The sequence below is a fragment of the Achromobacter sp. 1012554356 genome (assembly GCF_059760815.1).
This window is the reverse complement of record NZ_JCBANC010000067.1, coordinates 1-22,056: the sequence shown is the minus strand read 5'-3', so window position 1 is coordinate 22,056 and position 22,056 is coordinate 1. Positions and strand designations below refer to the sequence as shown.

At 68.1% G+C, this 22,056-nt stretch carries 21 protein-coding genes; 3 read left to right on the top strand and 18 right to left on the bottom strand.

What is annotated here, in order from left to right:
* Nucleotides 1-36: 36 nt before the first annotated feature.
* The 14 genes from AC6LJW_RS25400 to AC6LJW_RS25335 form a co-directional block, all read right to left on the bottom strand.
* Entirely contained in the window at nt 37-900 is an 864-nt protein-coding gene (locus tag AC6LJW_RS25400; RefSeq protein WP_056570591.1) for an isocitrate lyase/PEP mutase family protein, read from the bottom strand.
* Between the two features lie 10 nt (nt 901-910).
* Nucleotides 911-2,308 carry an FAD-dependent oxidoreductase gene (locus AC6LJW_RS25395; protein ID WP_498088564.1) on the bottom strand — a complete coding sequence of 466 codons (1,398 nt, stop codon included), beginning with the start codon at nt 2,306-2,308 and terminating at the stop codon, nt 911-913.
* The gene (locus tag AC6LJW_RS25390) at nt 2,305-2,913 is read right to left on the bottom strand and encodes a cysteine hydrolase family protein (RefSeq protein ID WP_056570109.1); all 609 of its coding nucleotides are present in this window, start codon (nt 2,911-2,913) and stop codon (nt 2,305-2,307) included. Before AC6LJW_RS25390 ends, AC6LJW_RS25395 begins: the two co-directional genes overlap by 4 nt.
* Before the next feature lie 9 nt (nt 2,914-2,922).
* Entirely contained in the window at nt 2,923-4,971 is a 2,049-nt protein-coding gene (locus tag AC6LJW_RS25385) for a hydantoinase/oxoprolinase family protein (RefSeq protein ID WP_056570108.1), read from the bottom strand.
* The gene (locus AC6LJW_RS25380; RefSeq protein WP_286939245.1) at nt 4,968-6,638 is read right to left on the bottom strand and encodes a hydantoinase B/oxoprolinase family protein; all 1,671 of its coding nucleotides are present in this window, start codon (nt 6,636-6,638) and stop codon (nt 4,968-4,970) included. Before AC6LJW_RS25380 ends, AC6LJW_RS25385 begins: the two co-directional genes overlap by 4 nt.
* Nucleotides 6,639-6,648: 10 nt before the next feature.
* A complete protein-coding gene (locus AC6LJW_RS25375) occupies nt 6,649-7,149 on the bottom strand; it encodes a LeuD/DmdB family oxidoreductase small subunit (protein WP_427987706.1) in 501 nt (166 codons plus the stop codon).
* Nucleotides 7,146-8,414: a 3-isopropylmalate dehydratase large subunit gene (locus AC6LJW_RS25370; protein WP_498088562.1), complete on the bottom strand. Its 1,269-nt coding sequence runs from the start codon at nt 8,412-8,414 to the stop codon at nt 7,146-7,148. Before AC6LJW_RS25370 ends, AC6LJW_RS25375 begins: the two co-directional genes overlap by 4 nt.
* A 2-nt stretch (nt 8,415-8,416) precedes the next feature.
* A complete protein-coding gene (locus AC6LJW_RS25365) occupies nt 8,417-9,127 on the bottom strand; it encodes an ABC transporter ATP-binding protein (RefSeq protein ID WP_056570101.1) in 711 nt (236 codons plus the stop codon).
* The gene (locus AC6LJW_RS25360) at nt 9,124-9,879 is read right to left on the bottom strand and encodes an ABC transporter ATP-binding protein (protein ID WP_056570099.1); all 756 of its coding nucleotides are present in this window, start codon (nt 9,877-9,879) and stop codon (nt 9,124-9,126) included. Before AC6LJW_RS25360 ends, AC6LJW_RS25365 begins: the two co-directional genes overlap by 4 nt.
* Nucleotides 9,872-10,843, bottom strand: a complete 972-nt coding sequence (locus AC6LJW_RS25355; RefSeq protein ID WP_056570097.1) for a branched-chain amino acid ABC transporter permease — start codon at nt 10,841-10,843, stop codon at nt 9,872-9,874. Before AC6LJW_RS25355 ends, AC6LJW_RS25360 begins: the two co-directional genes overlap by 8 nt.
* Before the next feature lie 2 nt (nt 10,844-10,845).
* Nucleotides 10,846-11,718 carry a branched-chain amino acid ABC transporter permease gene (locus AC6LJW_RS25350; RefSeq protein ID WP_056570095.1) on the bottom strand — a complete coding sequence of 291 codons (873 nt, stop codon included), beginning with the start codon at nt 11,716-11,718 and terminating at the stop codon, nt 10,846-10,848.
* Between the two features lie 8 nt (nt 11,719-11,726).
* On the bottom strand, nt 11,727-12,932 hold the full coding sequence (locus tag AC6LJW_RS25345) for an ABC transporter substrate-binding protein (protein ID WP_056570093.1): 1,206 nt from the start codon (nt 12,930-12,932) through the stop codon (nt 11,727-11,729).
* A gap of 20 nt (nt 12,933-12,952) precedes the next feature.
* Nucleotides 12,953-13,750, bottom strand: a complete 798-nt coding sequence (locus AC6LJW_RS25340; protein WP_056570091.1) for a GntR family transcriptional regulator — start codon at nt 13,748-13,750, stop codon at nt 12,953-12,955.
* A 62-nt stretch (nt 13,751-13,812) separates the two neighbouring features.
* Nucleotides 13,813-15,501 carry a GGDEF domain-containing protein gene (locus AC6LJW_RS25335; protein ID WP_498088560.1) on the bottom strand — a complete coding sequence of 563 codons (1,689 nt, stop codon included), beginning with the start codon at nt 15,499-15,501 and terminating at the stop codon, nt 13,813-13,815.
* A 209-nt stretch (nt 15,502-15,710) separates the two neighbouring features.
* On the opposite strand from AC6LJW_RS25335, the gene AC6LJW_RS25330 reads away from it, so the two are divergent.
* Complete coding sequence (locus AC6LJW_RS25330; RefSeq protein ID WP_498088558.1) at nt 15,711-16,283, top strand: hypothetical protein; 573 nt, start codon at nt 15,711-15,713, stop codon at nt 16,281-16,283.
* Nucleotides 16,276-17,400 (top strand): hypothetical protein, encoded by a 1,125-nt coding sequence (locus AC6LJW_RS25325; protein ID WP_498088556.1) that lies wholly within the window; start codon nt 16,276-16,278, stop codon nt 17,398-17,400. Before AC6LJW_RS25330 ends, AC6LJW_RS25325 begins: the two co-directional genes overlap by 8 nt.
* Nucleotides 17,401-17,461: 61 nt before the next feature.
* Here the strand turns inward: AC6LJW_RS25325 and AC6LJW_RS25320 are convergent, their stop codons facing one another.
* The 4 genes from AC6LJW_RS25320 to AC6LJW_RS25305 all read right to left on the bottom strand — a co-directional run bounded on the left by AC6LJW_RS25320 (nt 17,462) and on the right by AC6LJW_RS25305 (nt 20,931).
* Nucleotides 17,462-18,895, bottom strand: a complete 1,434-nt coding sequence (locus AC6LJW_RS25320; protein WP_056570083.1) for a DHA2 family efflux MFS transporter permease subunit — start codon at nt 18,893-18,895, stop codon at nt 17,462-17,464.
* Between the two features lie 19 nt (nt 18,896-18,914).
* On the bottom strand, nt 18,915-19,607 hold the full coding sequence (locus AC6LJW_RS25315) for an SDR family oxidoreductase (protein WP_498088554.1): 693 nt from the start codon (nt 19,605-19,607) through the stop codon (nt 18,915-18,917).
* A gap of 117 nt (nt 19,608-19,724) precedes the next feature.
* A complete protein-coding gene (locus AC6LJW_RS25310; RefSeq protein ID WP_056570079.1) occupies nt 19,725-20,318 on the bottom strand; it encodes a TetR/AcrR family transcriptional regulator in 594 nt (197 codons plus the stop codon).
* 76 nt (nt 20,319-20,394) lie between these two features.
* Nucleotides 20,395-20,931: a YaeQ family protein gene (locus tag AC6LJW_RS25305; protein ID WP_056570589.1), complete on the bottom strand. Its 537-nt coding sequence runs from the start codon at nt 20,929-20,931 to the stop codon at nt 20,395-20,397.
* A gap of 128 nt (nt 20,932-21,059) precedes the next feature.
* On the opposite strand from AC6LJW_RS25305, the gene AC6LJW_RS25300 reads away from it, so the two are divergent.
* Complete coding sequence (locus AC6LJW_RS25300) at nt 21,060-21,713, top strand: LysE family translocator (protein ID WP_056570587.1); 654 nt, start codon at nt 21,060-21,062, stop codon at nt 21,711-21,713.
* Nucleotides 21,714-22,056: the final 343 nt, after the last annotated feature.

Sequence of the window (22,056 nt, the reverse complement as noted above, 5' to 3'; positions counted from 1 at the left end):
CTGATGCAGGGACGCTGCCCCCCGCTGTGAGCGGGTTCAGCCTTCGTACCGCCGTCCCTGCTCCAGCAATTCCGGCGTGCCGATCACGTCGTTCAGCCCGTCGAAATCCAGCATCCTGTCCTTCCACGGCCCGGTCGTGCCGTGCTGGCGCAGGCTGCCGTAGTAGCCCTGCAGCGTGTGCGCAACCGCGCGTGCCGTGCCGCCAGGGAAGATGACGATGCGAAATCCCGCGGCGGCGAGCGCGCCCGCGTCCTGCACCGGGGTCTTGCCGCCCTCCACCATGTTGGCCAGCAGCGGCACACGCGAAGCGAATCGGTCGCACGCGGCGCGCATCTGTTCCGGCGTGCGCAGCGCCTCGATGAAGAGCGCATCCGCGCCGGCTTCCAGATAGGCTTCGGCGCGGTCCAGCGCCGCGTCCAGTCCTTCCGAGGCCAGCGCGTCGGTGCGCGCCAGAATCAGCGTGGACGCATTGACCCGCGCGTCGACGGCGGCGCGCAGCTTGCCGCACATCTCGGCGGCAGGAATCACGCTCTTGCCGTCCAGGTGGCCGCAGCGCTTTGGAAAGGTCTGGTCTTCGAGCTGGATCATGGCAGCGCCCGCGCGCTCGAAGCCGCGCACGGTGCGTTGTGTGTTCAGCGCGTTGCCGAAACCGGTGTCGGCGTCCACGATCACGGCGGCCGACACGCGCTCGGCGATGCGGGCCAGCGTGTCCTCGACCTCGGTGTAGGTGGTCAGGCCGATGTCCGACCGGCCCAGCCGCGTGTAGGCGATGGACGCGCCCGACAGGTACAGCGCGGAAAAGCCCGCCTGCTCGGCCACCAGCGCCGACAAGGCGTCGTAGACGCCGGGGGCCAGCACCGTGCCGGCCGCCAATTGCGCTTTCAGGTTCTGTGTTTGCATCATGTGTTTCCTAATCCAGGCGGCGCCCGAGCAGCGCCGCCGCCGTGGCCGCGGCGATATGGCCGCCGGCGACCGCGCTGAGCAAGCCGTTGCCGGACAGATAGCCCGACACGTCGTTGCCCGAAACGCCACGGGCGGCGCCGCCCGCAGCCAGCAGGTTGGGCAGCGCCCGGCCTGCGTTGTCCAGGACGCGGCATTGCGCGTCGATATCCAGCCCGCCTTGCGTATGAAAGAGCGCGCCCGTCACCTTGACCGCGTGGTACGGCGCCTGCAGTGCGCGTTCGAAACGGCGTCCTAGCGGATCCGCCGCGCCGGGTCCGACCGCGTCCAGCGTCTGGCCCAGCACACCGGGATCGCAGCCGATCAGCGCGGCCAGTGCCGCCACATCGGCGCACGTCTTCAACGCATGGCCTTGCTCGGCCTGCACGAAGTCGGGAAAGCCGCGCGCCAGCGCGAGCGTGCGGTCGTCAAAGACATTCCACGCCACCGAGCCCGGCTGCGCCAGCACATGGACCGCGGCCTCGGAATAACCGTGGGTCTCGTCGTGAAAGCGCCGCCCGTCACGGTTGACCTGCACGCCGCCGTCCATCATCACGGCCCAGGAGATCAGCGCGCCTTGCGGCGTCGCCCAGGAGCCGTGGCCCTGGTAGCCGCCCAGGTCCGCAAGCCGCGCGCCAAGCTGCGTGCCCCACTGGATGGCGCTGCCATCGTTGCCGACGTGACCGCCGTAGACGGCCTCGCGCATCGCAGGCAGGTATTCGCCGACCATCGCGGTGTTGCCGCCAAAGCCATTGCAGGCCAGCAGCAAGACATCGCAGCCGATCACGTCGACCGAGCCGTCAGGGCGTTCGCAGCCCACGGCCGTGACGCGGCCATCAGCGTCCGTCCAGATTTCGCGCGCCAACGCGCGTGTCAGCAGGTAGGCGCCGGCCTCGCTGGCGGCGCGTTCCAGGGCTGCGACCAGTGCCGCGCCCGTGCGCTCGGCCAGCGTGTGCATGCGCCGCGCGGTGTGGCCGGGGTACAGGAACCCGTCCAGCACCTCGAAGCGCAGGCCGTGCGCGGCAAGCCCGTCCATGGCCGCGGCAGCCGCAGCGGTGTAGGCGGCCACCAGTTCAGGTGACGCCGTGCCGTGGGCTTTGGCCTGAATGTCGGCGGCAAAACGCGCCGCGTCATCCTCGATGCCCGCTGCGCGTTGCACCGCGGAGCCGGCCGCGGGAATGAAGCCCGAAGACAGCGCTGTGGATCCGCTGGGCACGGCGTCGCGTTCGATCAGGACCGTTTCGATGCCGGCGCGGGCCAGGCGCAGCGCGGCGGTCAGGCCGCAGGCGCCCGCGCCGATGATGGCCACCGGCACGTGCATGGCGTCCGCGCCGGGCGAAACGCCCCGTCTGACGACTGGCGCACTCACGACTTCAGCCTGTCCAGTACGTCCTGGCACGAGACCACGTCGGCCACGGTGCGCAGGTCCGCCAGCGCGGCCTCGTGCATCGCAGGCGTGGGCGCGGCGCAGCCGTCGGCCAGCACCGTGACGTGGTAGTCGCGCATGTGGGCGTCGCGCACCGTACTGGCGACGCCGCCGTTGGTGACGATGCCCGCCACCACCACGCTGGAGATGCCCGCGCGCCGCAGCACCCAATCAAGCTGCGTGTTGAAGAAGGCCGAATACGCGACTTTCCAGACCGATACGTCGACCAGCCCGTCCAGCTCGGCCACGTTCGCCTGGCCGGGCGAACCGGCGACGAAATCGCCGCGGCGCAAGAACGGGCGCAACTGCTTGAGATGCGGCGAAATCATGGGCTCGCCGTGCGCATCGGGCCACAGCGTGAACTGGCTGGCGGCCACAAAACCGCCCTGTCCCTTCAACGCGCGGGCCACGGGCGCCACGCGCGCCGGCAAGGCTTTCGCCTGCGGGCTGACCGCGCCGCCGCGGTCATACGCGCCGCCCGGCGCCAGGAAGTCGTTCTGCAGGTCGATGATGACCAGCGCGGTCGTGCGGGGATCGAAGGCGTGCATGGCGGGCTCCTACGATGCGGTGCGGGCGATGAGCATGTTGCCCAGGGAATCGACCCGGCCCGCGAAGCCGGGCTCGATCCAGATGGTGGTGTCCGGCTGCTCGAGGATGGCGGGTCCCGCCACATCGGCGCCGACCGGCAGGTCCAGGCGCGCGTAGCGCACGGCGTCGTGCCATTGCCCGGCGTGAAAGACCCGCTGCGTGCCCAGCGCGGCGGGCATGGCCTCGGCCGTCGGCGCCAGCAGGGCCAGATCGAACTTGGGGCGCTGGCCGATGCGGGCATAGCGCAGATTCAGGATGCGGACCGGAATGCCGGTCAGGCTGCGGCCGAAGGCGGCCTGGTAGGCGCGGTCGAATGCGGCGGCGATGCCGTCGCGGGTGAGGTCCGAGCGACCCACTTCCACGCGCACGGTGTGGCTCTGGCCCACGTACAGCATGTCGAGTTCAATGCTTTCGCGGATGCCCTCGAAGGACACGCCCGCCGAATCCAGACGCGCCTGGCACGCAGCCGCCAGCTCGTCGATGCGGGCCAGCAGGTCGGCCGCATCCAGCGCGCTCAGCGCCACGTTCAGGGTCTGCACGCCGTCGTGGCGCATATCGGCCATGACGCAGCCCAGCGCCGAAGTCACACCCGGATAGCGCGGGACGATGCCGTGCGCGGCATCCACCTCATTCATCATGGCGCACACGTGCAGCGCGCCGCCGCCGCCGAACGGCATGTAGGCGAACTTGCGCGGATCGTGGCCGCGCTCGATGGAGACGACGCGGATCGCGCCCGCCATCTTGGCGTTGGCCACGGTCAGGATGGCTTCCGCCGCGGCGTGGACGTCCAGGCCCAGCGGGCGCGCGACGTGCTCGTCGATGGCGGCGCGCGCCAGTTCCACGTCCATCTTGGCCAAGAGACCGCCGCCCAGCGGGCGTTCCGCGGCGATGCGGCCCAGCAGCACGTTGGCGTCGGTGACGGTCGGACGCGTATTGCCGCGGCCATAGCAGGCCGGACCGGGAATGCTGCCCGCCGATTCCGGGCCGACCTGCAGCAGGCCGCCCGCGTCCACGCTGGCAATCGAGCCGCCGCCCGCGCCAATGGTTTCGATCTGGATCATCGGCGCGCGCACGACCATGCCGAAGTCGATGGCGGTCTGTGCCGACAGCGAGGCCTCGCCCTCGGCCACCAGCGACACATCGAACGACGTTCCGCCCATGTCGCCCGTGACCACGTTGGGAAAGCCCGCGGCGCGCGCGATGGCCGCGCAGGCAATGACGCCGGCCGCAGGACCCGACAACGCGGTGCGCACGGGCACGTCGCACGCGGTCTGGCGCGACATGACGCCGCCGTTGCTTTGCACCACCAGCAGCTCGCCCTCGAAGCCGTGCTGCTGCAGGTCCGATTCCAGCCGCGTCAGGTAGCTGCCCACCACGGGCTGCAGGGCCGCGTTCAGCACGGCCGTCGAGCAGCGCTCGAATTCGCGGATCTCGGGCAGCACCTCGGTGGCCGCAGTGACGTTGCCGTTCGGCCAGATGGCGCGCACGCGCGCCGCGGCCTGAGCTTCGTTCACCGGATTGGCGTAGGCATTGATGAAGAAGACGCAGACCGCGTCGCAGCCCGCTTCCAGCAGCGCGCGCGCGGCGGCCTCGACCTGGTCCAGATCCACGGGTGTGTGCAGCGCGCCATCGGCCAGCACGCGTTCGCGTACTTCCAGCCGCAGGTCGCGCGGCACCACGGGTTCATAGTTGCCGCGCAGGCCCCACGTCTGCGGCCGGTCGCGCCGGCGCATTTCAAGCACGTCGCGGAAACCTTCGGTCGTGATGATGCCGGTGCGCGCCACCTTGCGCTCGAGCAGCGCATTGGTGCCCACCGTGGTGCCATGCACGATGGTCGCGATATCGCCCGCGCCGTCCGCCACCCGTGCAATGCCGTTCATGAAGCCGCGCGCTTCCTCGCCGCGGGTCGACGGCACCTTGACCACGCGGGCGCTGCCGCCCGCCTCGTCCAGCACGAACAGATCCGTGAACGTGCCGCCCACGTCCACGCCCACCACCAAACCTTGCGCCGCGCTCATGCCGACTGCTCCTTCTGAATGTCGCTCACATAGCCCATCTTGCGATCGTGCTCGCGCGCCGCAGGATCGCGCCGCGCGGGCTCGCCGTAGCCGCCTCCGCCCGGCGTTTCCAGACGCACGCGATCACCGCGCTGCAACCGGATGCCCAGCATCTTCGAACTCATGGGCGGGGACTGCCACTGGCCGTCCTGCTGATAGCGGAAGACGTTGAGCGCGGCCTGGCCGCCGCCCGCGATGCCCTTGGGCGCACTACGGCCGCGTTCGCCGAATATGAAGGCTTCGGCGCTGTCTTCCAGCAATTCGATTTCATAGATGGCGCCCAGGCCGCCCCGGTGCGCGCCGTCGCCCGCCGAGTCCGGCCGCAGCGCCCATTGCGTGAAACGCACGGGATACGCCGCTTCCAGGATTTCCAGCGGCGGAATGGTGGCGGTGGAGATCGGCGCGTTGCCGTGGCTCAGGCCGTCGCCATCCGAATGGCCGCCGTGACCGCCGCCGAAGAAGCTGAACATGACCCAGCGCTGGCCCTTGCGGGCGGCGTCGCTGCGGTAGCCGGCGATCGACAGCGCGTTGATCGTGCCGTAGGCCTGCGCCATGGCGCGGTCCGGCGCGGCCTGGGCCATGGCGCAGAAGATCACGTCGATCATGCGCAGAATGGTTTCGGTGTAGCCGCCCACGGGACGCGGGCGGTCGGCCGAAATCACCAGGCCGTCTGGCAGCGTCACGTCCACCGCGTCCAGCACCCCGGCGTTGGCCGGCACGTCCGGGAACAGGTGTTTAAGCGCCACGTAGCAGGCCGCGATGGCCGTGGCGCGCGAGATGTTGACCGGACCCGCGCACGCCGGCGACGTGCCGGTGAAGTCCAGCCCCAGCCGGTCGCCGGCGATGGTGAGCTTGAGCGCGATACGCAGCGGCGCGTCGCGCACGCCGTCGTTGTCCAGCATGTCCTCAAAGGCGTATGCGCCATCCGGCAGGCGGGCGATGTGGTCGCGCATCAGGCGGCGCGCGCGTTCCCGCAGCGTGTCCAGGGATTCCAGCACCGTGGCGTCGCCGTATTCATCCAGCAAACCATCCAGACGCCGCGCGCCCAGTTCCAGCGCGGCCAGCTGGCCGTTCAGGTCGCCCCACAGGCTGTCGGGCAGACGGGTATTGGCCTTCAGGATGGCCAGCACGTCCTGGTCCAGCACACCGGCGCGCACGATGCGCACGGGCGGAATCTGCACCGCTTCCTGCCAGCATTCGGTGGCGGCCGGGTTGTAGTTGCCGGGCACCGCGCCGCCCACGTCGTGCCAGTGGGCGGCCGACGCCAGGAAGCAGAAGAGCTTGCCGCCGCGGAACACCGGCTTGACCAGCTTGAAGTCGTTGGCGTGCGTGCCGCCCTCGTACGGGTCGTTGAACAGCCACACGTCGCCGTCCGTCATGCCGCCGCGCTCGGCCGCGGTCTTGGCCGCCGCCTTCACCGCGAACGCCATCGCGCCCACGAAGACGGGCAGGCCCGACTTGCCCTGGATCAGCGTGGCGCCGGTGGCGGCGTCGTACATGCCGTGGCAGGCGTCATGAGCCTCGGCAATGATGGGATTGAACGCGCTGCGGTACAGCGTCGCGTCCATTTCGTCGGCTATCTGTTCCAGGCGGCCCTTCAGGACCGCCAGGGTAACGGGGTCAAGCATGATGTTGTTCCTAAGAGGTTTGACGCTGTTTCAGCAGATTCAGCAGTCCGCCGGCCTGCACCATGTCAAGGAGAAAGCCGGGCACGGTCTCGCAGTGCAATTCGGCGGGCGTGCCCCCGGGGCGGCCGATGCGTCCGGCGACGGGGTCGAATGTGATGCCCTCGCCCTCGGCCAGGGTCTCGGCCTGGCTGCACGTCAGCAGCAACAGTCCGACGTTGAAGGCGTTGCGGAAGTACAGGCCGTTGAAGGACGGCGCAATCACCGCGGCCACGCCCAGGCGCACCAGGGCGGCCGCGGCCTGCTCGCGCGACGAGCCGATGCCGAAGTTGGGGCCGGCCACCAGCACATCGCCCGGCTGCACCTGCCCGGCAAAGTCCGGACGGACGCGTTGCAGGCAGTGGCGCGCGATTTCGTCGATGCCGAACTTCATGTAGGCGCCGGGCGCAAGCGCATCGGTGTCGATGTCCGCGCCCACGCGCCAGACGCGATGCGTCGTGGTGTCTGTGTTCATGCCAGGAACTCCCGGGGATCGGCAATGCGCCCCGCCACGGCCGAGGCCGCAACCGTATACGGCGAGGCCAGGTAGACCTGCGCGGTCTCCGACCCCATGCGCCCCTTGAAATTGCGGGCAGTGGTGGCGATGACGCTGGCGCCGTCCGGAATGGACCCGCCATAGCCCGCACAGGCGCCGCACGAGGTGGCCAGCACCTGGGCGCCGGCGTCGCGCAGCACTTGCATGACGCCTTCGCGGTCGGCCTGGTCCTGGTCCTGCCGGCTGGCCGGCGCCACCATCAGCTGCATGCCGTCCGCCAGCCGGCGGCCGCGCAGCACGGTGGCTGCGGCGCGCAGGTCTTCCAGCTTGGCGCCGGTGCAGGCGCCGATGTAGGCCACCTGCACGGGCACATCGTTGTAGGTGTCCACGCCGCGCGAATTGGCCGGGCTGTGCGGCGCGGCAACCTGCGGGGCCAGCGCGGCGGCATCGAACTCATGCCACTCGGCGTCCGCCCCGGGATCGCTCTGCCAGCGGGCCAGATCCAGTGCTTGCGTCACACCCGCATCCCGCAGCCAGGCCGCGGTGGTCTCGTCCGGAGCGATAAGCCCGACCTGCGAGCCCAGCTCGGCGCTCATGTTCGACAGCGTCATGCGCTCCTGCATGGACAGCGCGCGCACGGCCTCGCCGCAGAACTCCACCGCCTGATAGCGCCCGCCGTTCATGCCGTAGCGGCCGATCATGTGCAGCATCATGTCCTTGGCCGTGACGCCATCGGCCAGCCGGCCGCGCCAATTCATCATCAGCGTCTTGGGCACCTTGACCCAGATCTGGCCGGTGACCGCCACGCCCAGCATCTCGGTGCTGCCGATGCCGAACATGTAAGCGCCGAACGCGCCGCCGGTCGGCGAATGGGAATCGCCGCCGACGCAGAACATGCCCGGCCGGATGTGCCCGTGCTGCGGCACCACCACGTGGCAGATGCCCACCGAGTCATACACGTTGGGCAGTTGCTGCTCCGCGGCCCAGTCGCGCGCGATGCGCACGATGCGGCGCGATTCGTCGTCGGATTCCGGCACGTAGTGGTCGATGACCAGCACGATCCGGGACGGGTCCCACAACGTCGCGCCCAGCTCTTCCAGCATGGGCTTCAAGCGCCGCGGACCGCTGGAATCGTGGAACATTGCCAGATCGACCGCACAGGTCACGATTTCGCCCTCGGACACCGTCTCCCGCCCGCAGGCAGCGGCGATCAGCTTCTGAGCCAGGGTTTGAGGCTGGGCCATGATTACATCCCCAGATAGGCGCGGCGCACGTCGTCGCTGGCCAACAGGTCGGGGCAGCTGCCGCTGTAGCGCACGGCGCCGTTTTCCAGCACGTAGGCGCGCTGCCCGGTTTCCAGCGACTGGCCCACGTTCTGCTCGACCAGCAGGATCGCCAGGCCATCGCCATGCAGCCGCTTGATGAGGCCGAACAGTTCCTCGACCATCAGCGGCGACAGGCCAAGCGAGGGTTCGTCGAGGATCAGCAGGCGCGGCTCGGCCATGAGGCCTCGGCCTATTGCCAGCATCTGCTGCTCGCCGCCGGACATGGTGCCGGCCAGTTGTTCCAGGCGTTCGCGCAGCCGCGGGAAAATGTCGAGCACCTTGTCCAGATTCTGCGCGCGGCGCTCGCGCGCCCGGGTGAAGGAGCCAAGCTCCAGGTTTTCGCGCACGCTCAGGTTCGGGAAAACGCGGCGGCCCTCCGGCACCTGGATCAGACCCGCCTGCACCACCTGCCGGTAGTGGCGGCCGGTCAGGTCCTGGCCTTCAAAACGCACCGTACCGCCCCACGGCCGGCACAGGCCGCACACCGTGTTGTTCAAAGTGGACTTGCCCGCGCCATTGCTGCCCAGCAGCACCACGATTTCACCCGCCTGCACGTCCAGGTCCACGCCGCGCAGCACTTCCATGCGACCGTAGCCTGCCCGCAGGCCCTTGACCTCCAGCAGCGCGCTCATGCCGGCGCTCCCTGCGCGGCCAGCCGCGCCGCCGCGCCGTGGCCCAGATAAGCCTCGACCACCTTGGGATCGCGCGTAACCTCGCCGGGCGTACCCGCCGCAATCAGCCGGCCCTGCGCCAGCACCCACACGTGCTCGGCCAGGCTCATCACGGCGCGCATCACGTGCTCGATCATCAGGACGGTGACGCCATCGTCCACCAGTTTTTTCACCACCGGAATCATCTCGTCGATCTCACTGGGATTCAGGCCCGCCAGCACCTCGTCCAGGAGCAACAGACGCGGGCGGGTGGCCAGCGCGCGCGCCAGTTCCAGGCGCTTGCGCCCGGCCACCGTCAGGTCGGCCGCCGGCTTGTCCAGCGACGCCTGCAGGTTGACGCGCGCGGCCACGGCCTCGGCTGCGGCCAGCGCCTCGTCGCGATCCGCCAGGCGCAGATGCGCGCCCACGGCGATGTTCTGGCGCACCGTCTGCGCGCCGAACGGCTGCACGATCTGGAAAGTGCGGGTCAGGCCAAGCCGCGCGGATTCGTGCGGCGCTTGGCCCGTGATGTCCTGTCCAGCAAAGTGCACGGAACCGGAACCAGGTTTCAGAAAACCCGACAGCAAGCCAAACAGCGTGGTCTTGCCCGCGCCATTGGGACCCACCAGGGCGGTAAGCGAACCTTGCGGCACGTCCAGGCTGACGTCCTGCACGGCCTTCAGGCCGCCGAAGGTGATGGACAGATTGCGCGCTTGCAGCAGGATCTCAGACACGGGCGCGCTCCTTCATTTTGAACAGGCGACCCAGCGACTGACCGCCGCCGGTGATGCCGCGCGGCATGAACATGACGATCAGGATCAGCACCACGCCGTAGATGACCATGCTGATGCCAGGCAGCTCGCCGAACAGGTTGCGGGTCAGGTCGGCCAGCGCATGCAGCGTCACCGCGCCCAGCAGCGGGCCCCACAAGGTGCCCATGCCGCCGACGATGGCGCCGACCAGCGCCTCCACCGACACGGCCGAGCCGAATGCGATGCCCGGATCGATGTACTGGAAAACTTGCACATAGAAGGCGCCCGCGACGCTCATGAAGGCGGCCGACAGCGCGATGCCGCCCAGCTTCACGCGCAACGGGTTCACACCGATGGCGCGCGCCGCGTCCTCGTTGTCGCGCACGGCCTGTAGATAGGCGCCGAAGCGCGAATGACGCAGCCACGCGGTCACCAGCAGCGCCAGCAGCACGAAGGCGAGCAGCAGGTAGATGTAGCCGCGGCGCGAGCCGAACTGCATGTTGGCCACACCTTCTTGCAGCGGCACCATCAGTCCCACGCCGCCGCCCGTGAACGACGCCGACAGCGCCAGAATGCGGAAGACTTCAGCGAATGCCAGCGTGACCAGCGCGAAATATGAGCCCTTCAACCCATAACGGAACGTCAGCCCGCCCACCGCCACGCCGACCAGCGCGCCCAGTGCGATCGCCATGGGTAGCACCAGCCACGGATTGAGCCCCAGATTGAGCTGACCCAGCGCCTGTGCGTAGGCGCCCACGCCGAAGAACAGCGCATGGCCAAACGACAATTGGCCGCCATACCCGCCCAGAATATTCCAGGCCTGCGACAGCAGGGCCGCGTACAGCGACATCATCACGAACGTCAGCAACACGCCCGATTGGGACAGCGCAGCCACGGCCACCAGCACCACCCCGAACAGCGCGATTGCGCAAAGATCCCGTTTCATCGTCAGCCCCTCGCCCCGAACAGCCCCTGCGGGCGAAACAGCAGCACCGCGATGAAGATCGCGAAGATGCCCATCTGGCCCAGCGAGTCGCCCAGGAACAGGCCTCCGATGGACTCCACCACGCCGATCAGCAGTCCGCCCACCAGCGCCCCCACGAAACTGCCCATGCCGCCCAGCACCACGATGGTGAAGGCGACCAGCACGAATCCGCTGCCCACCTGCGGATTGACGTAATAGGCCGGCAGCAGGAAACACGCCGCCGCGCCCAGGCACGCCATGCCGATGCCGAACGACACCGCGTACACCTTTTCGACGTCGATCCCCATGAGCTTGGCGCCCTGCTTTTCGCGGGCGACGGCGCGGATCGCGCGGCCCAGATCGGTGCTACGGATGATCCAGAACAGAACCGCCGCCACCGCCAGCGCACCGCAGAACGCGATGACCTTGGGCAGCGCGATCATGGCCGGGCCGATCTCCACGGTCGACAGCGTGTACGCCGTGTCGATGCTGCGCGTGTCGGACTTGAACCAGACCAGCGCCAGGTTCTCCAGCACGATCGCCAGGCCCAACGTGACCAGCAGGATGTTCTCGTCCTTGCCATGGCTGGCGCGGTTGATGACGAGGCGTTGCAACGCGTAGCCCAGCACGAACATGCCGGCCACCACCAGCGGCAAGGCGGCGTAGGGGTCGATGCCCAGCCGGTCCTTGAGCAGGTACACGGCGTACAGCGCCACCATGAGCGCTGCGCCGTGGGCGAAGTTGATGATGTGCAGCACCCCGTAGATCAGAGTCAGGCCCAGTGCGATGAGCGCGTAGACCGCGCCCGTCGTCAGGCCGTTCAGCACCGAGGAAAAGAGGATGGCGGGATCGAGCATGGGTCTTGTCAGGCCTTCAGCGGAAACACGGCGTCGGCCTGGCGGTACTCGGCCGGGAAGATCACCTTGATGTCGCCCCCGATCACCTGCGTGAGCAGCGGCTGCGCGCCGGTGTTCTGGCCGTTGACGAACTTGGTCGGGCCATAGGGCATCAGGTTGTCCTGGAAGGTGCTGGACGCCAGCGCCTCGATGATCGCGGCGCGGTCGGCGGACTTGGCGCGCTCCAGCGCGTCAGCCAGCAGCAGCATCGCGGTGTAGGTCATGAAGACCTCGTAGCTGAAGTAAGCGCCCTTCTCTTCCACGCGGGCCTTCAGCGGCGCGACGCGCGCATCCTTCGGATTGAACCAGTGGTTGCAGTCGATGATGCCGTTGGCGATGTCCGGGAATTCTTTCAGGAACTTGTAGCTGGACGCCGCCCCGCCCAGCACGGAGTAGATGGCCTTGGGCTGCACCTTCTGCTGCTTCATCGCACGCAGCAGCAAGGCGTATTCGTTGTAGTAGTTGGCCGGGATCACGATGTCCGGATTCACCGAGCGCATGCGTAGCACGATGTTGTTGAAGTCGCGCGTGGGGTTCGGGTGCTTGACGATCTCTTTGACCTCAAAGCCGTGCTGCGGCAGCGATTTGGCCAGCAGCGCCGCCGTGCCCGTGCCGAACAGCGAGTCCTCGTGCACGATCATGACGGTCTTGGCCGGCTTGCCGGCGGCGTCGTTCAGTGCGGCCAGGTCCAGGATGGCGCGTTCGCTACAGGCGCGATAACCGGGTCCGAAACGGAACGTGTTCTTCAGGCCGCGCTCGACGATCTGGTCGGCCACGCCCACGTCCACGACGTGCGGCAGGTTGTACTTGGCCGCTGTCTGCGTCGTCGCCAGGCAGATCGCCGATGCGTACGCGCCCACGATGGCCGACACGCCCGCCTCGTTCATCTTCTCGACTTCGGCCGAACCCGCCTCGGGACGCGACTGCGCATCGCCCAGCACCGCCTGCAGCGGCGCGCCGCCCAGCGACTTGATGCCGCCCGCCTTGTTGATGTCCTCGATGGCCAGCAGCGCGCCCAGGCGGCATTGCTGGCCGGAATACGCCAGCGCGCCGGTCACCGGGTGCAGCACGCCGACCTTGATGGGCGTGGCGCCCTGCGACCGGGCCACCCACGGAGCGGACACGAGGGCCGCGGCGGCGGCGGATTGGTAGAGGAAAGTGCGGCGCGAATTCATGGGGCGAATCTCCGAAGGGTTCAATGGAATTGGGCCGACAGCTCTTCGCTGACCCAGACCTTGGCGTCGATGCTGCCGACGCGCGATAGCTGCAACTGATATTGGTAGCGGTCGGGCCGGTACAGGCCCTGCAGCAATTGCACGGGCCGGTCGCCGACATCGCGCACCAGGCGCGTGACGGCCAGCAAGGCCGAGCCCACCGACACGTCCAGATGGCGCGCCACCTGCGCGTCGGCCAGCCGCGCGGAAATGGTCTGCGTGGCGCCGCCGAACTCCACGCCGGCCGCTTCCAGCAGCATCAGCAGCGGCTCGCGCTCCAGGTCTTCCCGCGTGAAATCGGCCACGGACTGCGGCACGTAGGTGGTGATGTGAGACAACGGCCCGGCGTCGGTGCTGCGCACCCGCAGGCTTTTGTGCACGGGCGTGCCGGACGGAATGTGCAGCGCCTCGGCCACCGTGGGCGGCGCAAACACCAGCGTGCTGTCCAGCACCTGCACCGAGGTGCGCAGGCCCATGTTGACGATGTTTTCCAGGAGGCCGGTCAGGTGCGCCTTCTGTTGCGCACTGGGAGACGGCGCGCTGTGGGCGCTGGACGCGCCGCGCAGGGGCCAGGTGCCCAGGCCCGGCCGGCGCGACACCAGCCCGTCCGCCACCAGCATCTCCATCGCCTTGCGGATGGTGATGCGCGCAACGTCGAATTGGTCCGCCAGCGCATGCTCTCCTGGCACGCCGTCCTGATCGAACCGCCCCTCCTGCAACTGTTCCCGCAGGACGAGATAGATCTGGTGGTACTTCGGAAGTGGTAATGAGGTTCCCATGCAGGGAACTCTAGGGGTGTCCTAATGTACGGTCAATGGAACAAATGCCCGGACGGGTTGTTCTATCGGGAAAACACCGACTCGATCCGGTTGCGTCCCCGCTGCTTGGCGTAATACAACGCGCGGTCGCTGCGGCTGAGCGCCAGCTCAGCGTCGTCGTCCTTGGTATGCAGGGCGGAAATCCCGATGCTGACGGTCAGCGGGATGTGCCGCCCTTCAGACAGATAGGGCGTATCGGCAATGCGGCGCTGCACGTTGCGGGCAAAGACGCGGGCGCGTTCGATGTCGGTGTCGGGCAGCACGACGGCGAATTCTTCGCCGCCGATGCGCCCCACCAGGTCGATCTCGCGCAACTGCGTGCGCAGCATGCTCGCAAAATGCTGCAGCACACCATCTCCAATGGCGTGGCCCCAGGTGTCGTTGATGTGCTTGAAATGATCCAGGTCGCACATCAGCACGGCCGACCCCAGTCCGCCGTGACCCTTGATCCGCGCCAGCTCCGCGGCGATCCGCGACATGAAATGGCGGCGGTTGGGCAGGGTTGTCAGCGCGTCGGTCGCGGCCAGCTCACGCAGTTCGAGCTCGGCACGCTTGCGGTCGGTAATGTCGGTGACGAAGCCGTGCCAGACCACGGCGCCGTCGGCGTCCCGCCTTGGGCTCGCGTCGCCCTGCCGCCAGCGCACACCCTGCAGGGGCAGGCACACGCGGAACTCCACATGCCAGGGGGTCCGCGCCGCCGCTGCGGCCTGCAGGGATGCGCGATAGACAGGCAGATCTTCCGGATGGATGCGCTGTTCGACGGCGGTCGTGCTGGCCCGCACGTCGTCTGCCGTGAGTTCAAACATGTCCCAGATGCCCGCGCTGACGTACGAGAAGCGCGATCCGCCCTCGGGCAACGGCCGGCATTGGAAGACCAGACCGGGCACCGCGTCGGTCAGGTTGACGACAAGGTCCGCCGTGCGCTGGAGCCTTTCGGACATGGCGCGCACGGCGCTGATGTCGGTGGTGGTGCCCATCATGCGCAGCGCCCTGCCCGATTCGTCGCGGCTGACCACCTTGCCGCGGCTGCAGATCCATTTGTAGCTGCCGTCCTTGCACCGGATGCGGTGTTCGACTTCGTAACTGTCGGTCTTGCCGTCGAAGTGATCCTGCATGGCGGCCCGCACGTAGATCAGGTCGTCCGGATGCAAACGGGTGTAGGCGTCCTCGATGCGTGTGGTGAGTTCGGATTCGCCGTAGCCCAGCAAGGCCTTCCAGCCCGGCGAATAAGTGATCTCCCCGGTTACGACATTGCGGTCCCACACCCCCGTGCCGCTACCCGCGATAGCCAGCGACAGCTTGCGGGCCTCGTCGCGCCAGGTGTCTTCGTCGGCGCGCTCGCACGCCAGCGCGTGGCGCTTCTCGACGGCCGTGGCCGCCAGGCTGGTGAGGTCCTGCAAGGCCTGGCGGTCTTCATCCGAGAAATTGCGCGCCTGCCCGTGCCCGAGACGAAAGACGCCGAGAAGGCGGCCGTCCGTGGCGCGCACCGGGAGTTCGAGGGACCACGGACACCGGGCATGGGTGCAGGCCGCGCCGGCTGCCGCCTGCCACACGCCATCTGCATCGGTGCAAATGATGGCGGCCTGGTCGACGCCAAACATGCGGCAGGCCAGACGCGCCAGCTTATCCAGCGGGCCGTCCGGGTCGCGCGGCGCACCGCCGGCGGCATCGCCGGGCGGTGGAGTTGGGGACGCATCACCGGTAGCGGGCATGTCAGGACCTGATCAATACGACATTCATCGGTACAGCCTGGCGCAGCGTGGCTGACATTCTGTCACGGTTCGCACCAAAACTGCATCATTTCGGAAGATATGATCGCGAGCCTATGAGACCCCTAATTTCCGTAACCTTGCCGTGCTGGCGGCCTTGTTGGAAAGCCGCGCTGGCGTATCCGCTATGGCTTGTTGCCGCCGCCGCGCTGATGGCTTTTCAGTCCGCCATCGCGGCCGCGCAGCCCTTCGACCGCCATGCGGAAAACGTACGCTATCAGCAATGGCTGGGCGAATTCCGGCAAGACCTGCTCCGGCTGAGACAATCGGCGGATGCGCAGCCGGGGGACATCAACACCCTGTTTGCCGGAACGGTCGTGCCCGGCTCGCGCGCCACGGCGCTGCTGGAAAAACTGGCGGCAGCCCCTTCTGGCGGCACATCCGGCGAAATCCACTTTGTCGGCATCCGGCGCGTCTTCCTCGCCGCGCTGTCCGACGCCGTCGTGGCGGGCGACGGCGGGATCTATCCCGAAACACAAACGGCGTTTCAGCAACCCGCGCTGCGCGTGCGGTACGTGCATGTGGACGGCGGCGGGCGCCTGGAACGCTACTTCGACGACCCCGAGGTCTTCAAGCCCTACCGGCTGCCGGAATCGGGCGTTTTCGCACGCAACGCGTATCCGTTCCTGCTGTTTGAGGAACGCGATGGCAAATTGCGCCTGGGCGGGGTATCCAAGGAATTCTGGGATCTCGTGACGTTCATGGACGCGCTGCAGTATGCGTGATCGTCTTTGCCGCATCGCCTTCGGCGCTGCGCTGGCCTCGGCCTCGGTTCTGCACGCCGCCCCGGCCTTGGCGGCCTGCGGTCCTGCGGATTTGGGGTTTTCCGAGTCTGGCGCTTTGACGGCGCTTCGCGTTTCCGTCGATGTGACGCAATCGCGCGTCCTGCTGGGCCGCAACGGCGAACGCGTCGCCACACATCCGCAACCGATCTGGCTGACAGCTTCCGGCGATCCGCTGCCGCGCACCTGGATGGACAAGGTGGACTGGACCGCCTACCGCGTGGTCGACGGCAATGGCGCGGCCCATGCGCAACTGCTTTTCGACGCCGACGGCCGGCTTTGCCGGGTCGAGCACCTGGAGCGGCGGGCTTTGGGGAAGCCGACGGTATCCGGCGGCCATGCATTCGAGTACGGCGCTGACGGGTCCCTGCTGCGCGTGGCCGAGTACGAGCGGACGCAGGGCGCGGCATACACGCTTGTCGGCCAAGTCTGCCTGCGACGCGATGCGCATGGCACGCTGCAGGCATTTATCGCCGGGCCCTGCGGCGATGCAACGGACGCGGCCCCCGGGCGGCGCTACGTCCGCGATGCAGCCGGCACGCTGCTGCGTGTCATCGACGGCGCCGCCAACGAATCCGTCGCGGTGCAGACCTACGATGAACGAGGCCGGCCGGCCACGCGCTATGTGCGGCGTCAGCCTCCATTCCTTTCGCCGGATGGCAACGACGGTCCCGGCGCCTATGCGGAACCCGTGGCCCTGCGGGACCGCCTGCACGTGATCGAACGCGAGGCGCTGTCGCGGCTGTCGACCGAAGTCCCCGGCAACGCATGGCGCATCGTGCGCCTCAAGGACGACGTCGCTTTGGACGACACTGACATGGAGTCTTGGGATCCGAGCAGCCAGACGGTGCTGGCCGAGGGCGTGACTGGCGACCAGGGTCAGTGCGCGCTTGATCCCGCCGTCCAGCAAAAGGTCTGGAATGCCATGCAGCGCGAGCCCGGGCGGATTCTTTGGTACACCGACCCGATGAGCCGGCTGGTGCTGGTGCCGGCAATGCCGGCCACGACGTGGCGGGCATGCACGGACCCCGCGAACGTGTCGCGCGACGCCTGCCTGTAAACGGCAGGCGCGGCGCGTCTGTCTCGCAGCCCTGGCCGCGCCTGCCTATCGTCAGCGCGCGTTACGCGGTCCTGGGCCGGGTATCCACCGGCAGGCACAGCAGCGCCGTCAACAGCGCCAATCCCACGTGCGCGCCGTAAATCGGCGAGAAATCCGCATGGCTGGCGACGCCATGTCCCAGCAGCAGGACCGTGATCGCCACGCCCAGCACGCCGCCCACCTGGCGAGTCGCCTGGTTGACGGCGCTGCCCACGGCGTAATGCTGGGCCGGCAACCGGTTCACCGCCGCGCCCGACAGCGACGGCAGCACCATGCCCACGCCGATGCCGCTAAGCAGCAAACCCGGCAGCCATTCGGTCAGGTACGCGGGCTCGGCGCCCGGCACCAGCAGAAACCACAAGCCACTTGCCGCATACACCAGCGCGCCGCCCACCAGAAAAGGCCGATGCCCCATCCGCGCCGCGAGCCGGCCGGTGATGATCGCCGTCGGCATCACCAGCAGCGGACCCGGCGTCACCGCCAGCCCAGCGCGCGGCAGGCTGTAATGCCACACGCCCGTCATGTAGAAGAAGAACGCGAAGAACATCATGGCAAAGGCGATGCCGAAACTGAGCGTCGCCAGGTTCACGTAGCGGTAGGTGCGGTGCTTGAACAGCGCCAGGTCCACAAGCGGGTGCGGGGTCACGCGCGCCCAGGCCACGAAGGCGATCAGCGCCATCACGCCCACCGCCGCCGCGATCGCCAGTTCGCTGCGCTGCCACGTCGGCGATTCCGATTGCACGATGGCCAGGGCCACCGCGCCCACGCCCACCATCAGCAGCGCCATGCCCACGCCATCCACGCGGCGGCGCGCGTCGGGCTTGACCGACTCCTTCAGCATCCCCGCGCCGAACCACAGCGACACCGCGCCCAGCGGCAGGTTGATGTAGAACGCCCACGGCCAACCCGCCACGTCCACCACGAACGCGCCCAGGCTGGGTCCCACCGCCGCCGCCAGTCCGCCTACCGCGCCCCACAGACTGACCGCGACCGACCGCTGCGACGCCGGAAACGCCGCCAGCACGATCGACAGCGACGCCGGCGTCAAGAGCGCCGCGCCCACTGCCTGCAGGACGCGCGCGGCGATCAGCCACTGTTCCGTGGCCGCCAGCCCACAGGCCGCGGACGCCGCCAGGAACAACAGCACCCCGCCCATGAACATGCGCTTGCGGCCATGCGTGTCGGCCAATCCGCCCGATGGGATCAGCATTGCGGCAAAGACCACCGTGTAGGCGTTGAGCACCCACGACATGTCGGCGGCGGAGGCCGTTGGGAACCCTTCCCGCAGGGCGCCGAATGCCGCGTACAGCATCGTGCTGTCCAGCGACACCAGGAAGACGGCAATGCTGGCGATCCAGAAGACGGGCCAGGGGGAGGCTTGCGGGGCGGTGGTTGCGGGCGACGCGGCGCCCATGCCTGCTGCCGAAGCGCCCGCGGAAGTGGAGTTGGTTCGCATGACGACCCGATCCTTGCGTTTACAGATAAACCGACGGACTGGCGGACAGGCCCTGCTTGACCTGGCGGGTCCGTTCGTCGGCCAGCACTTCCCGCTCGCCGGCTTCCAGCGCATCAAACGCCTGGGTGACGATGGCCTGCGGCGTGGACTTCGGGGCGTCGATGCCCTTGGTCAGATCGGTATCCACGAATCCCATGTGCAGGCCCAGCACCTGGGTGTTCTGCTCGCGCAATTCCTGGCGCAGCCCGTTCGTCAGCGCCCATGCCGCGGACTTGCTCATTCCGTACACGCCCAGCACCGGGCTGTTCACCCAGCTCGCGATCGACAGGACATTCAGAATCGCTCCGCCGCCATTCGCGGCCAGCACCGGCGCGAAGGCCTGCGCCACCAGCAGCGGCCCAAACAGATTCACATCCAGATGACGGCGCGCCGACTCCACGCTGCCCGGGGCCAGAAACCCGCCGAAGTCCGCAATGCCCGCGTTGTTGATGATCAGCGTCACATCCTTGGCCAGCTCCGCCGCGGCCGCCACGTCTTCAGCGCGCGTCACGTCCAGCTTCACCGGCACCACGCCTTCCAGCGTGATGGTGGAGGGATCGCGCGCGGCGGCGTACACCTTGCGGGCGCCGCGGGCCAGCGCCTCGCGGGCAAAGGTCAGACCCAGGCCGCGATTGGCCCCGGTGATGAAAACTACGGCGTTCTTGAGTTCCATGATGGGCATTCCTGAGGGGTAATGGGTGTGAGTGAGTTGGTTTCGGTATTTATAAATATGATGACCATCATATTCAAGGACAGCAAAACGGCCGCGCAATGCGGCCGCGAAAATCAATCAGTGAGAGGCTGCAGCGCCCTCGTGGTCGTACTGGTCCAGGACCGTCTGGCGGGCGGATGCCAGCACCGCGCGTCCGCTCGGGTTGTCACCCAAAGCCCGTGCCAGTTGCAGCGCGCCTACCAGGGTGCTCAACACCGCAGCCGCCGCGTGGTCGCCAGCATCGGCGGGCAGCACCTGCTGTACCGCTTCCAGCAACCGCTGCACCCGGCTCGCCGCCGCCTCGCGCACGTCTTCCGACTGGCGAGGAATCTCCGACGCCAGCGCCGCCACGGGACACCCCCGTTCGCAGCCAGTCAGATGCGCATCGCTGAGATAGGTTTCCACCCAGGCGCGCAACGGGCTGGCGCCCTCGGCGCGGCGGCGCGCCATGCCCTGAGCCATCCGCGCCGCGCCGTCCTGGCCGGCACGTTCCATTGCCGCTGCCAGCAGCGCATCGCGCGACGGGAAATGTGCGTAGAAGCCGCCGTGCGTCAGCCCGGCTTCTTTCATGACGTCCGCGACGCCTACCCCGGAATACCCCGCGCGCCGGATCGCGCGCGCAGCCGCATCGACGATGCGTTCGTGGGATTGTTCCTTGCGGGAGGCGGACATGATCGCGACACCGAAAATATGATGATCGTCATATTACGCCCGCCATATTCCGAAGCGCAAGCCCCGGCCCCGATTTTTAACGCCAGGCCTCCGGCTCGATCGTCACTTCGCCCTTCTCCGCCGAGAAATACACCACGCCGTCCGAGATATTGGCGTTAAGCTGCATCGTGCGCTCCGCCAGCTTGCCCAGCGCCTTCGACTGCTCCGACGGCAGATTCACCACCTTCAGGTTGCGCGTGCGCTCGAGCTTGTTACGCACCCCATCCCACCAGATCTTGCTGGCCGACCCGCCATAGCAATACACGATCACCTCATCGGCGCGGCCACAGGCACGCAGAATCCGGCGCTCTTCCGGCTGGCCCACCTCGATCCACAGCTTGATCTCGCCAGTCAGGTCCTTCACCCACAGGTCCGGTTCGTCGGTATCGCTCAGCCCCTTCGTGAACGCCAGCTCCTCCTGCGCGTGCATCGCAAACGCCAGCAACCGCACCATCATGCGCTCGTCCGTCTCGGACGGATGGCGCGCCACGGTAAGCCCGTGGCTGCCGTAGTAGTGGCGATCGGTATCGGCGACGTTCAGGTCGGCCTTGTAAATGGTGGCGCGCAGGGCCATGGCGTAAGTCCGTTGAAAAGCGAATTGCGGGAAGGCCGCCATGATAACCGGGCGGTGCGGGAGCGTTACACTTGCCGGGCGTCCGCCGGGCCAATCCTGCCGGCAGCGCCATTCAATATTCGCCCGCCATGACCGCCACCGCCGCCCTACTAGCCTTCACCCTGGCCGCCGCCATCCTGACCATCACGCCCGGCCTGGACAACGCCCTGGTCCTGCGCACCGCCGCCGTCGAAGGCAGCCGCCGGGCGCTAATGGCCGGATTGGGCATCAGCGCCGGCTGCCTGCTGTGGGGCGCCATCGCGGCATTCGGTCTGGGCTCGCTGCTGGCCGTGTCCACGCTCGCCTACGACACTCTACGCATCTGCGCCGCGATCTACCTGTTCTATCTGGGCATCAAGCTGCTGTGGAGCACCCGCTCCCGCCGCAAGACCGCGATGGCATCACCCACCGGCATCCTGGCCACTCCCGCCCGCCCCAGCAGCACCGCCACCGGCTGGTTCGTGCGCGGCTGCCTCACCAATGCGCTGAACCCCAAGGTCGGTGTTTTCTACATCACATTCCTGCCGCAATTCATCCCCGCCGGCACCGACGTCCTGCGCTTCAGCCTGTTGCTCGCCACGGTTCACGCGATCGTCGGCATGCTGTGGTTCGTCCTTCTGGTGGCCGCAACCCGGCCCCTGGCCCGCTGGCTTTCCCGCCCGGCCGTCACCCGCGGCCTGGACCGTGTGACCGGGGCGGTGTTTATTGCGTTCGGGTTGAGGTTGGCGCTGGAGAAGCGCTGATTCAAAGGCTTGAAGCGACGCTGGCGCTTCGATGGGTGTCAGACACCCGGGCAGGCCAGCTGCAATACCACGCCCATCTCGTAGGGGTGTCAGACACCTGACGGCGGCGCGGGCGCGCACAGGCGTCTAACGACAAACACCCCGCCACCAGCGCGCAGCGTCATCATCACGACGCAAGACACCCAAACGTCAAAGAAGGCCGCCCGCGCGGCCGATTTTGGCGGCCCCGCAAGACCTTCGCCCCGCCCCGCCCGAGGCAATAACGCAAGAACTCCACCCGCTCCGCCACCCAACGCCGGCAACTCACGGAGCGGCTGGTGACGGGACGGGTGCGAGCGAGGGG

Bases quoted from the DNA above. Each gene is read 5' to 3' on its own strand.
- AC6LJW_RS25400 (WP_056570591.1), bottom strand. From the start codon at position 900: ATGCAAACACAGAACCTGAAAGCGCAATTGGCGGCCGGCACGGTGCTG.
- AC6LJW_RS25390 (WP_056570109.1), bottom strand. From the start codon at position 2,913: ATGCACGCCTTCGATCCCCGCACGACCGCGCTGGTCATCATCGACCTG.
- AC6LJW_RS25385 (WP_056570108.1), bottom strand. From the start codon at position 4,971: ATGAGCGCGGCGCAAGGTTTGGTGGTGGGCGTGGACGTGGGCGGCACG.
- AC6LJW_RS25380 (WP_286939245.1), bottom strand. From the start codon at position 6,638: ATGCTTGACCCCGTTACCCTGGCGGTCCTGAAGGGCCGCCTGGAACAG.
- AC6LJW_RS25375 (WP_427987706.1), bottom strand. From the start codon at position 7,149: ATGAACACAGACACCACGACGCATCGCGTCTGGCGCGTGGGCGCGGAC.
- AC6LJW_RS25370 (WP_498088562.1), bottom strand. From the start codon at position 8,414: ATGGCCCAGCCTCAAACCCTGGCTCAGAAGCTGATCGCCGCTGCCTGC.
- AC6LJW_RS25365 (WP_056570101.1), bottom strand. From the start codon at position 9,127: ATGAGCGCGCTGCTGGAGGTCAAGGGCCTGCGGGCAGGCTACGGTCGC.
- AC6LJW_RS25355 (WP_056570097.1), bottom strand. From the start codon at position 10,843: ATGAAACGGGATCTTTGCGCAATCGCGCTGTTCGGGGTGGTGCTGGTG.
- AC6LJW_RS25350 (WP_056570095.1), bottom strand. From the start codon at position 11,718: ATGCTCGATCCCGCCATCCTCTTTTCCTCGGTGCTGAACGGCCTGACG.
- AC6LJW_RS25345 (WP_056570093.1), bottom strand. From the start codon at position 12,932: ATGAATTCGCGCCGCACTTTCCTCTACCAATCCGCCGCCGCCGCGGCC.
- AC6LJW_RS25340 (WP_056570091.1), bottom strand. From the start codon at position 13,750: ATGGGAACCTCATTACCACTTCCGAAGTACCACCAGATCTATCTCGTC.
- AC6LJW_RS25335 (WP_498088560.1), bottom strand. From the start codon at position 15,501: ATGCCCGCTACCGGTGATGCGTCCCCAACTCCACCGCCCGGCGATGCC.
- AC6LJW_RS25330 (WP_498088558.1), top strand. From the start codon at position 15,711: ATGGCTTTTCAGTCCGCCATCGCGGCCGCGCAGCCCTTCGACCGCCAT.
- AC6LJW_RS25325 (WP_498088556.1), top strand. From the start codon at position 16,276: ATGCGTGATCGTCTTTGCCGCATCGCCTTCGGCGCTGCGCTGGCCTCG.
- AC6LJW_RS25320 (WP_056570083.1), bottom strand. From the start codon at position 18,895: ATGCGAACCAACTCCACTTCCGCGGGCGCTTCGGCAGCAGGCATGGGC.
- AC6LJW_RS25315 (WP_498088554.1), bottom strand. From the start codon at position 19,607: ATGGAACTCAAGAACGCCGTAGTTTTCATCACCGGGGCCAATCGCGGC.
- AC6LJW_RS25310 (WP_056570079.1), bottom strand. From the start codon at position 20,318: ATGTCCGCCTCCCGCAAGGAACAATCCCACGAACGCATCGTCGATGCG.
- AC6LJW_RS25305 (WP_056570589.1), bottom strand. From the start codon at position 20,931: ATGGCCCTGCGCGCCACCATTTACAAGGCCGACCTGAACGTCGCCGAT.
- AC6LJW_RS25300 (WP_056570587.1), top strand. From the start codon at position 21,060: ATGACCGCCACCGCCGCCCTACTAGCCTTCACCCTGGCCGCCGCCATC.